This window comes from Paenibacillus sp. P5_B5 (genome assembly GCF_056400365.1).
In genome coordinates, this window is record NZ_JBFULK010000010.1 from 96,811 (window position 1) to 111,310 (window position 14,500).

The 14,500-nt window shown below is 40.4% G+C and carries 14 protein-coding genes; 13 read left to right on the forward strand and 1 reads right to left on the reverse strand.

Going from position 1 to position 14,500, the window contains the following annotated elements; translation table 11 throughout:
- Positions 1-89 precede the first annotated feature (89 nt).
- From AC1DOK_RS14610 to serS, 4 genes are all read left to right on the forward strand, one after another.
- Positions 90-635 (forward strand): RNA polymerase sigma factor, encoded by a 546-nt coding sequence (locus AC1DOK_RS14610; RefSeq protein WP_477555026.1) that lies wholly within the window; start codon positions 90-92, stop codon positions 633-635.
- A complete protein-coding gene (locus AC1DOK_RS14615) occupies positions 635-1,732 on the forward strand; it encodes an anti-sigma factor family protein (protein ID WP_477555027.1) in 1,098 nt (365 codons plus the stop codon). Before AC1DOK_RS14610 ends, AC1DOK_RS14615 begins: the two co-directional genes overlap by 1 nt.
- Positions 1,733-2,133: 401 nt before the next feature.
- The gene (holA, locus tag AC1DOK_RS14620; RefSeq protein ID WP_477555028.1) at positions 2,134-3,174 is read left to right on the forward strand and encodes a DNA polymerase III subunit delta; all 1,041 of its coding nucleotides are present in this window, start codon (positions 2,134-2,136) and stop codon (positions 3,172-3,174) included.
- Between the two features lie 313 nt (positions 3,175-3,487).
- Complete coding sequence (gene serS / locus AC1DOK_RS14625) at positions 3,488-4,762, forward strand: serine--tRNA ligase (RefSeq protein ID WP_477555029.1); 1,275 nt, start codon at positions 3,488-3,490, stop codon at positions 4,760-4,762.
- Between the two features lie 100 nt (positions 4,763-4,862).
- Here the strand turns inward: serS and rpsT are convergent, their stop codons facing one another.
- Positions 4,863-5,129, reverse strand: coding sequence for a 30S ribosomal protein S20 (gene rpsT / locus AC1DOK_RS14630; RefSeq protein WP_132418136.1), 267 nt, complete (start codon positions 5,127-5,129; stop codon positions 4,863-4,865).
- Between the two features lie 220 nt (positions 5,130-5,349).
- Between rpsT and gpr the strand changes: the two genes are divergently transcribed.
- The 9 genes from gpr (at position 5,350) to grpE (ending at position 14,490) form a co-directional block, all read left to right on the forward strand.
- Positions 5,350-6,345, forward strand: a complete 996-nt coding sequence (gene gpr, locus AC1DOK_RS14635; protein WP_477555030.1) for a GPR endopeptidase — start codon at positions 5,350-5,352, stop codon at positions 6,343-6,345.
- 210 nt (positions 6,346-6,555) lie between these two features.
- On the forward strand, positions 6,556-7,755 hold the full coding sequence (gene spoIIP / locus AC1DOK_RS14640) for a stage II sporulation protein P (RefSeq protein WP_477555031.1): 1,200 nt from the start codon (positions 6,556-6,558) through the stop codon (positions 7,753-7,755).
- Positions 7,756-7,805: 50 nt separating this feature from the next.
- On the forward strand, positions 7,806-8,183 hold the full coding sequence (locus AC1DOK_RS14645) for a DUF3679 domain-containing protein (RefSeq protein WP_477555032.1): 378 nt from the start codon (positions 7,806-7,808) through the stop codon (positions 8,181-8,183).
- Positions 8,184-8,264: 81 nt separating this feature from the next.
- Positions 8,265-10,082 carry a translation elongation factor 4 gene (gene lepA, locus AC1DOK_RS14650; protein WP_477555033.1) on the forward strand — a complete coding sequence of 606 codons (1,818 nt, stop codon included), beginning with the start codon at positions 8,265-8,267 and terminating at the stop codon, positions 10,080-10,082.
- A gap of 488 nt (positions 10,083-10,570) precedes the next feature.
- Complete coding sequence (locus AC1DOK_RS14655) at positions 10,571-10,765, forward strand: YwbE family protein (protein WP_477555121.1); 195 nt, start codon at positions 10,571-10,573, stop codon at positions 10,763-10,765.
- Positions 10,762-11,913 (forward strand): radical SAM family heme chaperone HemW, encoded by a 1,152-nt coding sequence (gene hemW / locus AC1DOK_RS14660; protein WP_477555034.1) that lies wholly within the window; start codon positions 10,762-10,764, stop codon positions 11,911-11,913. Before AC1DOK_RS14655 ends, hemW begins: the two co-directional genes overlap by 4 nt.
- A gap of 332 nt (positions 11,914-12,245) precedes the next feature.
- On the forward strand, positions 12,246-12,713 hold the full coding sequence (locus tag AC1DOK_RS14665) for an N-acetyltransferase (RefSeq protein WP_477555035.1): 468 nt from the start codon (positions 12,246-12,248) through the stop codon (positions 12,711-12,713).
- 128 nt (positions 12,714-12,841) lie between these two features.
- Positions 12,842-13,870, forward strand: coding sequence for a heat-inducible transcriptional repressor HrcA (hrcA, locus tag AC1DOK_RS14670; protein WP_477555036.1), 1,029 nt, complete (start codon positions 12,842-12,844; stop codon positions 13,868-13,870).
- 44 nt (positions 13,871-13,914) lie between these two features.
- On the forward strand, positions 13,915-14,490 hold the full coding sequence (gene grpE / locus AC1DOK_RS14675) for a nucleotide exchange factor GrpE (protein ID WP_477555037.1): 576 nt from the start codon (positions 13,915-13,917) through the stop codon (positions 14,488-14,490).
- Positions 14,491-14,500: the final 10 nt, after the last annotated feature.

The window sequence follows — 14,500 nt, forward strand, 5'->3', positions numbered from 1 at the left end:
CGTACAATTATTCAAAAATAATAAAAGCTAAGCAACCTTATAGAGGATAAGACCGTCTATAAGATAGCGGGAGAGGGGGAGAGTCCCTAGTGGTTGCGGCGGAACTAGTAAGAGCGGCTCAATCCGGAGATAGAGAGGCTCTTATAACCCTGTTGCGAGATATCGAAACTCATGTCTACCGTACTGCTTATTACGTATTAAATAATGAGCAGGATGCACTTGATGCGACACAGGAAGCACTAATTCGTATATATACTAAAATTGGTTCTTATGAAGAAAAAGCACTTTTTAAAACCTGGGTACAGCGGATTGTAACGAACATTTGTATCGACAAGTTTCGCAAAAATAAGCCGACTATTTCCATCGAAGAAAGTGACCCGTATTTAACATACAACCAAGATGTGGAAGAAGAGGTTATGACAATGTATTTGGCACAAGACGTTAGAGAAGCCATCGATAAGCTCCCAGAGCATCATCGAACGGTTATCGTTCTTCGATATTTGCAGGATTTTTCATATAATGAAATTGCTGAAAGCTTAAGTTTACCTCTTAACACGGTCAAATCTTATTTATTTAGGGCAAGACAGCAGCTTCAAGGTCTTCTAGGGGAATATCAGAAGGGAGGTGTTCGGTAATGAATTGTGAGAATATGATAGAGCTAATGCAAAGATTTATTGATGATGATTTGGTTCTAGGTGAACAGTTGGAGCTCGAAGCCCATGTACATAGCTGTGATAAATGTGCCTCTACCTTTGAGAAGCTTAAGAAGTTGTCTGCAGAGTTAGAGCAGTTGCCTAAAGTAAAGCCTAGATATAGTATCGTCGATACCATCTTGCCTAAGCTTGCTGAGCTTGATCTTCAGCAGCAGAATGAGCGTGAAGAGAGTGCTGCGCTTGTTGTAGGAGAAGACTCAGCTATTCAATTCACAAGTAATTCCCGGACACGCGGATTCTTTACCAATATTTCTTGGAAGATAACAAGTGCAGTAGCTTTTGCTGCTTGTGCTGCTGTGCTATTCCTGTGGAATGGGCAATCGTCTGCTCCGAGTCCAGAGGAAGCCAGTCAGCTTCTCTCTGACAGTGAATTTAAAACAAAGGCTGCTGATGAAGAATCCACTCAAGGAGTAGCTGGAAATTCGAGTACAATGATATCTGGAGGGCAAACTCAGGCACCAGATTCACCAGCTCCAGCTGCTATACATAATGAGAATGAGAAAGAGAATGTAAACACGAACCCAACGATGAAACAGCCAGAGGTTTCTGCTCTTAATCATGACCAATCTAAGCAAATCATCGGCAAAGTGGATCAAACGGAGATTCCATCAGCGAAAGACAAGCCGAATTCTAGAGTAGGGCCTATACAGAAGTTAGTAGATCCAAATGAGTCCGCTGCTGATGATCCAGCTGTTCCTGATGATGTTGTGGAGGAGACCGGCTTAGTAGATCAAGGTATGCTGTATTCGTTAAGCGGTTCGAATGAATTGCTTGATCGCGATTTAAAGATAGCTAATGATGAGTATGTTGCCGAAGTGAATGATCGTAAATTGACTATTTCTACAGCAACTACGAACGAAACGGTATTTAGTTCCTTGCGTCAATGGTCAGATACTGAGAATATAAGCTCAATCGTTTGGATTGAGAATAATCGTTTATATTATGAAGTGACAGATAATCAAACTGTACACGGTTATTTAATTGATGTTGCCCAAAAGACAGAACTACTTGTTAAATGAAGTTATGAAATTGATTCAAGTAAAAACATTATATATCTATATGCACGGATTGGAGCATTCTGCATATGTTGTAGGGACGGCATGATTACGACATCGAATTTCTCTCGGTTAACCTGAATTAGAGAATCGGTTTATCGGATGACAGATTTGTTTCTGCATAACCGAAGAGGAATGGTGAAGCATAATAATCACTTAGTGTGAGGTTTCTAGAGCCTTGCACGAGTGTTTAAATAGATGCTTCTTCAATAATTCACCGCATCCTACATGCGGAGCTCAGCACGAATAAGGGGATTACGTTTAAACCATTTGGTTTTGACGTAATCCCCTTGACGTTGGTAAGATAGATATAAGCGCACATGGTCAGTCTTTTGCTGAGTGAAAGCTTATAAGGAGTGAACCGTATGGATTATCGCAAAGCAGCCAAGGAAGTAGGAGCAGGAAATATACTTCCGTTATACATCTGCTATGGACCAGAGAAATATTTAATGCAACAATTCATTGATTATGTCTCAGATAAATTAATTGAACCTGAGCATCGAGATTTTGCTTTTAGTAAATTTGATCTCAGAGAAACAGCTGTGGAAACTGTCATTGAAGATGCGGAGACGTCTCCATTTATGGTTCCTAGGAAAATTATTTTTGCACAGAATGCTTTATTCTTCACTGGAGCTAAGGATACAGGTAAGTTCGATCATAATTTGGATAAGCTTCTAGAGTATTTAAAAGCACCAGTTGATTTCTCTGTCATTATTTTTACGGTTGATGCAGATAAGCTAGATGAACGTAAAACGATTGTAAAAAAATTAAAGGCGCTGGATGCATTGGTTCCGTTCCCTCAGCTCGCTCCAGACGAGCTACTTAGCTGGGTTGTTAAGTCGGCCTCTAAAGCAGGCTTTTCATTTGCGACAGGTGCGGTAGAACAGCTTATAATGAACATAGGTGGTAATCTGCAACAGCTATCATCCGAAATTGAGAAGCTCTCACTGTATTTACAAGATGGTGGTGTAGCGACAATCGAACTAATTGATAAATTAGTATCACGAAGCGCTGAGCAAAGTGTATTTATGCTTGTGGAAGAAGTGGCCAAGCTTCGAATGGAACGTGCATTTCTATTGCTAGAAGAGCTGTTAAAGCACAAAGAAGAGCCGATCAAAATTACGATGTTAATCGCTAGGCAATTTCGGATTATGCTGCAGGTGAAGGAGCTGACGAAGCAAGGTTATTCACAAGGTCAGATTGCCTCTCAAATTGGTCTTCATCCCTATGCTGTCAAAATCGCTGAAGGTCAAGCACGCATGTTTGAGGCCGAATATTTAACTTCAATTATTGGTATGTTATCCGATCTAGATTATCAGATGAAAAGCGGTCAATTGGATAAGGTACTTGGACTTGAGTTATTCTTAATGAAGCTTGCACATGGGTCACAAACATCCAAATCCTAATTTACGTATGGATGAATTAGATTAAAATTTAGATTTGTATTATCGAAAAAAATGTTCTATAATGAGTTTCAATAATTACACATCGGAATTATGCTAATGAAGAGCATCCAACTCGGAAGTGTCTATGACCAGAGCGTATCCATATGCTCCCTAAGTAGACCGGGATCTACCCGTTATCGTGGAACCAAAGTGGGCTGAACGAATGAGTGTTCAGTCAAATTGGGTGGCACCGCGAGACAATTAAGCGCTCCTCGTCCCAACAGACGAAGGGCGCTTTTTGTGTTTTTTTCTATTAAGAGAGGGGTAGAGCGGGATGCTAGAAATGAATTTTATACGTAATCATGTTGAGTTGTTGAAAGAAGTTGCCAGTCAAAAGAGGATTGATGTGGATCTGGATCGGTGGATGGAATTAGATCATGAGCGTCGTATACTTCGGACACAGGTGGAGAATCTTCGTAAAGCAAGGAATGACCATTCATCGCAAATTGCCAGATTTGTTAAGCAAGCAGACGAGAAATCGATAAATGATACGAAAGCATTGGTTAAAGAAATTAATGTTAAACTAGATGGATTAGAGTTATCACTGCATACCATTGAAGAAGAGTACCAGCAAATTATGATGCTAATTCCTAATCCTGTGTCAGCAGACACACCGATTGGTCAATCAGATGCAGATAATGTAACGGTAAGAACGCACGGTACTATACAGACATTCGAGTTTGAAGCTCTTGATCATATTGAACTTGGTGAAAAGCATCAAATGTTTGATTTAGCGCGGGGTGTTAAGGTAGCAGGAATGAGAAATTATTTCCTTAAAGGTGCCGGTTTACACTTGCATCGTGCTGTACAGCAGCTAGCAATCGACTTGCTTGTTGCAAAGGGTTATAACATTATGGATGTGCCTATAATGGTTAGAGAAGATGCACTTGTGAATACAGGATTCTTCCCTGTTGGTAAGGATCAGACCTTTGCTATTGATAATGGTGATAAATGGCTTGTAGGAACGTCAGAGGTGCCTCTAATTGCTTATTACGCAGATGAAGTTGTCGATGCTAATGAGCCATTAAAGCTTGCAGGCGTATCGAGCTGCTTCCGAAGTGAAGTTGGTTCGGCAGGACGTGATGTCAGAGGGTTGTATCGTGTACATCAATTCGCTAAGGTGGAGCAGGTTGTCATTTGCCGCAGTGATATGGAGGAAGCAGATCGTCTGCTGCAGGAGATGACAGGTAACGCCGAGCAGTTACTTCAGCTACTTGAACTACCTTATCGTGTTGTCGCGGTTTGTTCGGGAGATATGAGTCAGAAAAACCACAAGCAATTCGATATTGAAACATGGATGCCAAGCAGGGGAGCTTATGGGGAGACACATTCGGCTTCGAATGTTCTTGATTTTCAAGCTAGACGTTCCAATATTCGTTACCGGGATAACGAGGGTAAGCTGCAATATTGCTACACACTTAATAATACAATGGTAGCGACACCGCGTATCCTGATTCCATTACTTGAGAATCATCAACGTGAGGATGGATCGATTTACATTCCTGAGGCACTTCGTAAATATATGTATGGGTTCGAGGAAATTCGCTAAGAGCAGTGGCATTCACCAAAGACTTCACATGATTTCACATAACAAAAAGTCCGAACCATTGGTTCGGACTTTGCTTATGTGTTTGTTAGCTTAATCAAGCTTATGCTTGAAGAGCGTTCAGCTTTTTAGCTAGACGCGATTTCTTGCGATTAGCGGCATTTTTATGGATTAAACCTTTGGAAGCTGCTTTATCCAATTTCTTAGAAGCAAGAATTAGAGCTTCTTTGGCGGAATCTACGTTATTCGTAGCTACAGTTGTTTCGAAAGCTTTAACTGCTGTACGCAGTGCAGACTTCTGGGATGCATTGCGCAGACGGCGCTTATCGCTAACCTTTACGCGTTTAATAGCGGATTTAATGTTTGGCAAGACGTTCACCTCCTACTTCGATACACATCGTTCAACTTTACGTATGTTGACAACTTTGAACATTTTATCACGGTATTCTATAAAAATCAAGCATAAGCCTATTAGAAAAATAATCAATATGATTAGATCGTGATTTTGGTTAAACCGTATCTCCATGCATAAAGAATTATATTTTATCTAACACTATACTTGAATGTCACGGTAAGAGAGGGAATGACAGATGGATTTAAGTTTATATGCAGTAAGAACGGATCTCGCTTTAGAAGCGAGAGATACAGCAAGTGGGGTTAATGGGAGTGCAATTCCTGGCGTTCATTCAGAAATGTCTGAGGATCAAGGGATTAAAGTGACGCAAATTCACATTCAAACACAGCAAGGTGCTGCTGCCCTAGGTAAGGTTCCAGGCCGATATATTACGCTGGAGGTTCCAGAGCTTCGTAATCAAGATACTGAACTACAGGATCGGGTGGCTACACGATTTGCTCAGGAATTTGAACGCTTTCTAGCAGATATTGGTATAAGCAAAATGGCCAAAGTTCTTGTGATTGGACTCGGCAACTGGAATGTAACACCGGATGCATTAGGGCCGCTTGTTGTGGAGAATTTGCTTGTGACAAGGCATTATTTTGAGTTGATGCCAGATCAGGTGAGTCCCGGTTATCGACCTGTCAGTGCGGTCGCTCCAGGTGTGCTAGGAATAACGGGTATTGAGAGCAGTGAAATTGTGCAAGGAATTGTAGAAAAATCGAAGCCTGACTTATTAATTGCCATTGATGCATTAGCTTCGAGGGCACTAGAGCGGGTTAATACGACGATTCAAATTGCAGATACTGGCATTCACCCCGGTTCAGGGATCGGCAACAAGCGCAAAGGATTAACTAAAGAAATCCTTGGAATACCTGTTATCGCAATTGGTGTGCCCACTGTCGTATATGCATCAACAATTGTGAATAATTGTATTGATTTGATGAAAACTCATTTTAATCAGAATACAGCTCAAACTGGCCAGATTCTTGGAATGCTGGATACCATGGAAGAGAATCAAAGATTGTCACTTGTTAAAGAGGTACTTGAGCCGCTTGGACATGATTTGCTAGTCACTCCAAAAGAGGTCGATGAGTTCATTGAAGATATAGCGAATATTATCGCAAGCGGATTGAATGCCGCCCTTCATGACGCTATTGATGTAAATAATGTTACTGCATATACACATTAAGCTATGAATTAAGTTTGTCATCTAAGTATTTATGCAATAACAGTATTCAAACAATATCTGTATGTATGTCAGTTCAAGGCACTAACTCAACGTTACGACTGGTAGCGAAGAGAAAAGTGCTTTTTCTATTATATTGGTTCTATTAAATTGGTTCTATTAAATGAATAGTTCTCATAGATTATAGTAAGTAGATTCGGGAGGATTAATCAGATGAAAAGAACCTCAGTAACACTCAATTTGAACAGTTTACGAAAAACACTAGAAAGTGCTGGATCTTTCGGCAAATTAATGCTCATCGGAAGTATGAGTACTTTGCTAGTAATCGTTATCGTGAGCCTAGGGAGTATATTCCAATCCAAGACGGATTCGGCACCTACGGGTTCTATTAAGGGACTAGCCGCGGCTGTTTCCAATCAATTTTTTGTTGATATGCTAGGAATGGAAGTGCCAGGCTTGCAGAAAGGCTCGATGGATTTTACATTCTCAGGTAAGAATATTCTGTATTTCATGGTTCGTTTCTTAACGGACCTGAATCCAGAGGACCCAAAGTCCATTCTTGCGCACGAAATACCGGGCTTGAATGCTGGGAAAACGACGGTACTACGTCCAGGCAAGGTGGACAACCCTAGTGAACCGCTTCACTTGTCTCCTCCTGCTAGTGTTTTTACTGGAGAAGCCATAGAACCAAATGCACAAGAAGAAATAACACCGATTCCAGCACCTATAGAAAATCCACCAGACAAGCGTAACCAAGTAATGGGTGGTAATAAAATAGCGTTTATTTATCAGTCGCATAGTACGGAATCATTCTTGCCTGAACTAAAGGACAAGGGGATAACAGATCCAAATTTAGCCTATAATTCAAGTAAAAATATTATGCTTGTCGGAAAAAGATTAACGGAAAAATTACAGCAAGCAGGTATTGGTGCACTACATTCTAAGGCTAACTACCCTAATATTATCAAGGATTTTAAGAGTGTGTATTCCTATAAATATTCCATGAGAACACTTCAAGAAGTATCTGCTGTTAATTCTGACTTGCAATATTATTTTGATATTCACCGTGATTCTTTGGCTCGTAAGAAGACGACGGTAAGTATTGATGGTACGGATTATGCACAAGTTCACTTTATTATTGGGACAGTTAATCCGAATTGGAAAAAAAATGAATCGTTCGCAAATCAAATACATGAAATTTTGGAAAATAAAAAGCCGGGGCTATCCAAAGGAATCTATGCCAAAACGGAAAAAGAAGGTAATGGGATCTATAACCAAACGATTTCACCAAACTCAATTTTGATTGAAGTCGGGGGCCCATACAATACACTCGAAGAATGCTATCGCACAGTAGATGCCCTTAGCTCAGCGATTTCAGAAGTGATCCTAAAAGCACAGAAGGTAAATGGATGATGGTTGCTGCTTTCGAATAGTTTTGCATTAATTTAGGGAGTGTGGGTCTAGTGAATCGGACGGGAAGATTTTATTTGAAAAGTGGGCTCGTTATCATATTCACAGTTTTCTGTATCCTATTCGGAGTAAGCTTAGCTTCTAGTGGAATGGAACGCGTATATGGACCAATGGATAGTGAACAAGTGGATAAGGCTGCAATTGCGAAGGAAAAACAGCAAGCGCAAGATCTTGAGAAGGAAAAAAAGAAACTAGCGGAAGCAGAAGCTCAGAAAGCTAAACTAACCTACGAGGAGATCAGACTTGCACGTAATCAAACGGAGCATAGCTCACTGTTTGGTAGTCTTGGAAAAGGCCTTGGCAGTCTTGTAAAACAGTTGGCTAGTTTGATAGTTTCGTTTTTTTCTGCCATATTCGACTTATTTGTTTGATACATGTTTACAGTAAACATTGAAGCCTATTCCACCAACTGTTATAATGATGTTTATTGTAATTGATAGTGGGGGTAAGGCATGACGGATATTCAAGCTAGACAGAAACAAATTCGTAACTTCTCAATCATTGCTCATATTGATCATGGGAAGTCCACGTTAGCCGATCGGATATTAGAATATACAGGAACGTTGTCCACACGTGAAATGCAGGAGCAAGTGCTCGACCAAATGGATTTGGAGCGGGAACGTGGGATTACGATTAAACTGCAAGCGGTTCGCCTTGATTATCGGGCAGATGATGGACAGGAATATATCCTGAACTTGATCGATACACCGGGACATGTCGACTTTACGTATGAAGTGTCTCGAAGCTTGGCTGCCTGCGAAGGTGCTTTGCTTGTTGTAGATGCGGCGCAAGGTATCGAAGCTCAGACAATGGCGAATGTGTATCTTGCACTTGATAACAACTTAGAAATTTTGCCAGTTATCAATAAGATTGACCTGCCGAGCGCAGACCCTGAACGTGTGAAGCAGGAGATCGAAGATGTTATCGGCCTCGATGCTTCAGAAGCGGTGCTTGCGTCAGCTAAAGCTGGAATTGGAATCAAAGAGATTTTGGAACAAGTATGTGCGAAGGTACCAGCACCAACTGGCGATCATTCAAAGCCGCTTAAAGCGCTTATTTTTGATTCGCATTATGATCCATACAAAGGTGTAATTGTCTATGTGCGGGTTGTGGATGGAGCAATTCGTACGGGCTCTAAGATCAAATTTATGGCAACTAATAAAACATTTGAGGTTATCGAGGTTGGAGCTTTCAAGCCGCGGATGACAATCGTTGACGAGCTTAATGTAGGTGACGTAGGATTCGTTGTCGCAGGTATTAAGAATGTTGGTGATACACGAGTAGGGGATACGATTACGAATGTAGCGAATCCTGCTCAAGAGGCACTTCCAGGCTATCGCAAGATCAACCCAATGGTATTCTGTGGATTGTATCCAATTGAGACGACAGATTATAACGATCTTCGTGAGGCACTAGAAAAATTAGAACTGAACGATGCTTCGCTTCGTTATGAGCCTGAGACGTCAACAGCGCTTGGATTTGGCTATCGTTGTGGTTTCCTTGGTTTACTCCATATGGAAATCATTCAAGAGCGGATTGAACGTGAGTTCAATATTCCACTTATTACGACTGCACCGAGTGTTATTTATCGCATCACGCTGACGAATGGTGAAACGATGGACATCGATAACCCATCAAATTATCCAGATCAACAGCGTATTGAATTCGTAGAAGAGCCATATGTTAAAGCGTCGATTATTGTTCCAAACGATTATGTTGGTGCAATTATGGAATTGTGTCAGAGCAAGCGTGGCGAATTCATTAATATGGAATATCTAGATACGAATCGCGTTACGTTGTCTTACAATATACCGTTAGCGGAAATTGTATATGACTTCTTCGATCAGTTGAAGTCAAGCACAAAAGGCTATGCATCCTTTGACTATGAGATCTCAGGATACAAGAAATCGAACTTGGTTAAGATGGATATTCTCCTTAACAATGAACAAGTGGATGCTTTATCCTTCATTGTTCACCGTGATCGTGCATACAACCGTGGTCGAATTATTTGTGAAAAGTTGCGTGAACTAATCCCGCGTCAAATGTTTGAAGTACCCATTCAAGCAGCGATTGGTCAAAAAATAGTATCCCGTGAAACCGTTAAAGCAATGCGTAAGAACGTTCTTGCCAAGTGCTACGGTGGTGACATTTCACGTAAACGGAAATTGCTTGAGAAGCAGAAGGAAGGTAAGAAGCGGATGAAGCAAGTCGGATCCGTTGAAGTACCTCAAGAAGCGTTCATGGCAGTTCTTAAAATCGACGATAAATAACAACGATAAACAAAAACGATAAGTAAAGACGAAGAACGTCCTTTAGCCATTTGGCTTAAGGGCGTTTTTTAAAATAGCGATCAAAGTATGATTTTGAATGTACGGAATACACTCTAATATTCGTAGAGGGTTTGTTGCGTTAATTTGATTGTACAATATGCATTCAAACTCTGATGAAGAGACATTATACGATCGAATTCTAATTAAAATTTCGATTTTGGCTGTACTTATAGTAAAATGAAACTATTGAGCATGGGTGCGTGCTATTATGTGAACATGTCGGCTTGTCAACGTGCAATATGTAATATGCAACTTGGCAATAGACCGGCTTATCAGCATGTAGCATACAATATCCATTATGCAACGGAGTAATATGCCATCATGCCAACATGCTCCAACATGTTATCATGCAGCATGCCAACATGCTCCAACATGTCATCATGCAGCATGCCAATAAAATTTATAGCACACATACACGGAGGCGAAATATGAACGGGCAACTGCGTAAAGACGTGACTCCGGGAATCGAAGTCCATATTGTTTTGAAGAATGATCAACGTACAGGTAAACTCACCAAAGGAATTGTGAAAGATATTCTAACGAACTCACCGAAACACCCGCATGGTATTAAAGTACGACTCACGGATGGCCAGGTTGGAAGAGTAAAGGAAATTATCAAATGACTCAATTAAACACGGCACCTAAAGCCGTATATATTCATATCCCATTTTGTACAAATAAATGCTTTTACTGTGATTTCAACTCATTCGTTCTCAAGGGACAACCAGTCGATGCGTATTTAGAAGCACTAGAACGTGAGATGGAGCATACAGTTAAACAGCTGCCGCCAAGCTCGATTCAGACGATATTCGTTGGTGGTGGTACGCCGACTGTGTTATTGCCTGAGCAAATGGATAAATTCTTACGGCTTGTACGTACTTATTTTCCACTTAGCACTCCTGAGCTTGAGTTCAGCATGGAAGCTAATCCAGGCACGACGGATGAAGCCAAGCTAGCTGTGATGAAAGAAGGAGGAGTTAATCGGCTTTCTTTTGGCGTACAGTCTTTTGATAATGGTTTGCTAGAGCGAATTGGACGTATTCATAACACAGATGATGTTTATCGTAGTTTAGAGAATGCGCGTAAAATCGGGTTTGACAATATTTCAATTGATCTTATGTTTGGTCTTCCCAAGCAGACACTAGAAATTATGGAATCTACACTGAAAGAAGCGCTCAAATTAGATTTGAAGCACTATTCGATCTATTCATTGAAAGTAGAAGAGAATACGCTCTTTCATCAATTATTTAATAAGAACCAACTGCCGTTACCTGATGAAGAGGAAGAGCTTCATATGTTTCTATTAATCATGCGTACGCTGCAAGAAGCGGGTTATGAGCAGTATGAGATATCTAATTTTGCTAAACCAGGCTATGCTTCCAAGCATAATATCACCTACTGGAAGAATGAGCCCTACTATGGATTGGGAGCAGGAGCTCACGGATATTCAAATGGTATGCGTCATGTGAATGTCAAAGGTGTACAGCCTTACATCAATGCTACAGAGTCTGGTCTACCAATTCTGGAACAACATGAAGTGAGTCGACAAGAAGCGATGGAGGATTTCATGATGGTTGGTCTTCGAATGATGTGCGGCGTGCAGGATGCTGATTTCGAAGTGCAGTTTGGATGTTCCATTCGTGATGTGTTTGGACAAACAATCGATCGTTTAATAGCTCAGGAATTACTGCTAAGTGATCAGCAAAATTATCGATTATCTGATAAAGGATTGTTATTTGGTAACGATGTGTTCGCTTCATTTATTACTTAATACGTATCACTTAAAATGTATCACTTAATAAGTATCATTAATATTTCACACTAAATATTTCAACCTATCTTTCATAAACAAAGAAGCTTTCCACTCCATTCTTAACATGGTTTGGGAAGCTTCTTTACATATATTCTGGAATTGTCTTATCAAACTCAACTCTTTGAGATTGTCCTTGGCTTCTTCTTATACCGATACAATAAACATATAAATTATGAAAAACTGAAAAAATCGGACTATTCCCTCTTGTATAATCATGCGAAAATATTGTATATTTATACCTAAATCCTTCAAACAAGGTTATTATGGAGCAATATAAGGTGGGTTATGTCATGGGGCTAAATTGTCGTAAAGCAGTTGCAGAAGATGTAGAGTCTTTATTCGAACTAATTGAACATTATGCCAAACAAGGAATTATGCTTTATCGATCTAAAGAAACTCTTCTTAATCAGATTACTAGTTTTGTGGTGGCGGAAACTTCTGATGAAGAATTAATAGGTTGTGGTTCTCTTACTCAGCTTGGATCTGATCTGGTAGAGATTCGTTCACTTGGCATAACGGATGAATATAAAGGTAAAGGGATCGGCAGATTGCTTGTTGAAGCACTTATCGAAGATGCAAGAATTCAACAAATCCCTAAAGTGATGGCACTCACATATGAAGTTGGATTCTTCCTTAAGAATGGCTTTAGTATAGTTCCAAAGGATGTGTTTCCAGAGAAAGTATGGAAAGATTGTGTGAACTGCAAGAAACAGTTTTGTTGTGATGAGATTGCAGTATTAAAACGATTGGATACATAAGAAGGAAATAGGCGATAATTGACGCTAGATTAACTTGACAACAGACCTCAGGGTCTGTTATTTTTTAATTATGAGTTAGCACTCACTTAAGATGAGTGCTAACGAATCACTATTATGGAGGTATCGCTATGCTGTCGGAACGCCAACGAACGATTCTAAGTGCGATTATAGATGATTATATCCGCTCTGCAGAGCCGATTGGTTCGCGTAGTATTTCTAAGCGCGGTAATGTAGGGTTTAGCCCAGCTACCATTCGGAACGAAATGTCCGATTTGGAGGAGATGGGTTTTTTAGAGCAACCACATACTTCCGCGGGACGAATTCCGTCACATAGAGGCTACCGATACTATGTCGATCATCTAATTGAGCAGGGTGGGTTAAATCCACATGAGCTCGATGTAATGAAGCTTTATTTTTCAAATAAAATTCAAGAGATGGAAGATGTTATTGGCCATGTTGCAACTGTTCTTTCGTCTTTGACGAATTATACATCGATTGTGCTAGGTCCCGATGTTTTTGGTACGACTCTTAAGTCCCTACAGATTATTCCGATTACGGATACAACTGCAGTTGCGCTCATTGTGACGAATACGGGGCATGTTGAGAATAAGACTTTCACATTACCAGAAGGAATGTCGATGTCCGACATTGAGAAAGTCGTAAACTTACTTAACGACCGATTGAAGAATGTGAATTTAAAGCAATTTAAGTCCAAATTGTTTAATGAGGTTGCAGTTGAGTTAAGTAGATACACTTCAAACTATGAAGAACTGCTGGGCATGATTGAGGGTGTTCTGCTAAGCGATGATAAAGATCGCGTATTTATTGGTGGATCAACCAACATGCTAACACAGCCTGAATTTAAAGATGTCGATAAGGTCAAAAACATATTAGATCTGTTAGCAGAAACGCCTACGCTTATTCGACTTATTTCTTCCTCTCCGGAAGGTCTACAAGTGCGAATTGGTGCGGAGAATTCCATGCAGGCAATGACAGATTGCTCCTTCATCACAGCATCTTATTCAATTGATGATCAATTGATTGGTACAGTTGGAATTCTAGGTCCGACACGGATGGAATATGGCAAAGTGATTCGATTGATTGATTACATGTCCAAAAATTTGGAGATGTCCCTAGCAAAGTGGTATAAAACTTAAATACAGTTCATGATTGTTCATTCTAAACAGGAGGTGATCTTTGAGTGAGTAAGAAGACTCAGCAACATGATAATTCAGAGCTGACAGACAACCCAGAGACAGCAGACAACACAGAGGTAGATGATAATCAAGAGGAAACGATGAGCGAAGCCTCTACATATACAGTTGAAGGCGAAGAGCTTGAACAATTGCGTAAACAAGCAGACGAGAATTACCAGCGTCTCCTTCGGAATCAGGCTGATTTTGATAATTTCCGTCGCCGTGCGCGTCAGGAGAAGGAAGAGCTTGCTAAATACGCTTCCCAAAAGCTAGTTGAAAATTTAATTCCTATTATCGATAATTTCGACCGTGCTTTGCAGACTTCTAAGGAAACACAAGATTTCGACGGCCTTATTAAAGGAATCGATATGGTATTCCGTCAATTCGAAGGCATACTAAAGAATGAAGGTGTATCCCCTATTGAAAGTGTAGGGCAACCGTTTAATCCTGAGTTCCATCAGGCAATTATGCAGGTGGAATCCGATGAGTATGAAGAGGGCTTTGTAGTAGAAGAAGTCCAAAAAGGTTATGTACTTAATGACAGAGTCATTCGCCCAGCGATGGTTAAAGTTAGCATGTAGTTCTATATAA

Bases quoted from the DNA above. Each gene is read 5' to 3' on its own strand.
- lepA (WP_477555033.1), top strand. From the start codon at position 8,265: ATGACGGATATTCAAGCTAGACAGAAACAAATTCGTAACTTCTCAATC.
- spoIIP (WP_477555031.1), top strand. From the start codon at position 6,556: ATGAAAAGAACCTCAGTAACACTCAATTTGAACAGTTTACGAAAAACA.
- hrcA (WP_477555036.1), top strand. From the start codon at position 12,842: ATGCTGTCGGAACGCCAACGAACGATTCTAAGTGCGATTATAGATGAT.
- serS (WP_477555029.1), top strand. From the start codon at position 3,488: ATGCTAGAAATGAATTTTATACGTAATCATGTTGAGTTGTTGAAAGAA.
- gpr (WP_477555030.1), top strand. From the start codon at position 5,350: ATGGATTTAAGTTTATATGCAGTAAGAACGGATCTCGCTTTAGAAGCG.
- holA (WP_477555028.1), top strand. From the start codon at position 2,134: ATGGATTATCGCAAAGCAGCCAAGGAAGTAGGAGCAGGAAATATACTT.
- hemW (WP_477555034.1), top strand. From the start codon at position 10,762: ATGACTCAATTAAACACGGCACCTAAAGCCGTATATATTCATATCCCA.
- AC1DOK_RS14665 (WP_477555035.1), top strand. From the start codon at position 12,246: ATGGGGCTAAATTGTCGTAAAGCAGTTGCAGAAGATGTAGAGTCTTTA.
- AC1DOK_RS14655 (WP_477555121.1), top strand. From the start codon at position 10,571: ATGAACGGGCAACTGCGTAAAGACGTGACTCCGGGAATCGAAGTCCAT.
- AC1DOK_RS14615 (WP_477555027.1), top strand. From the start codon at position 635: ATGAATTGTGAGAATATGATAGAGCTAATGCAAAGATTTATTGATGAT.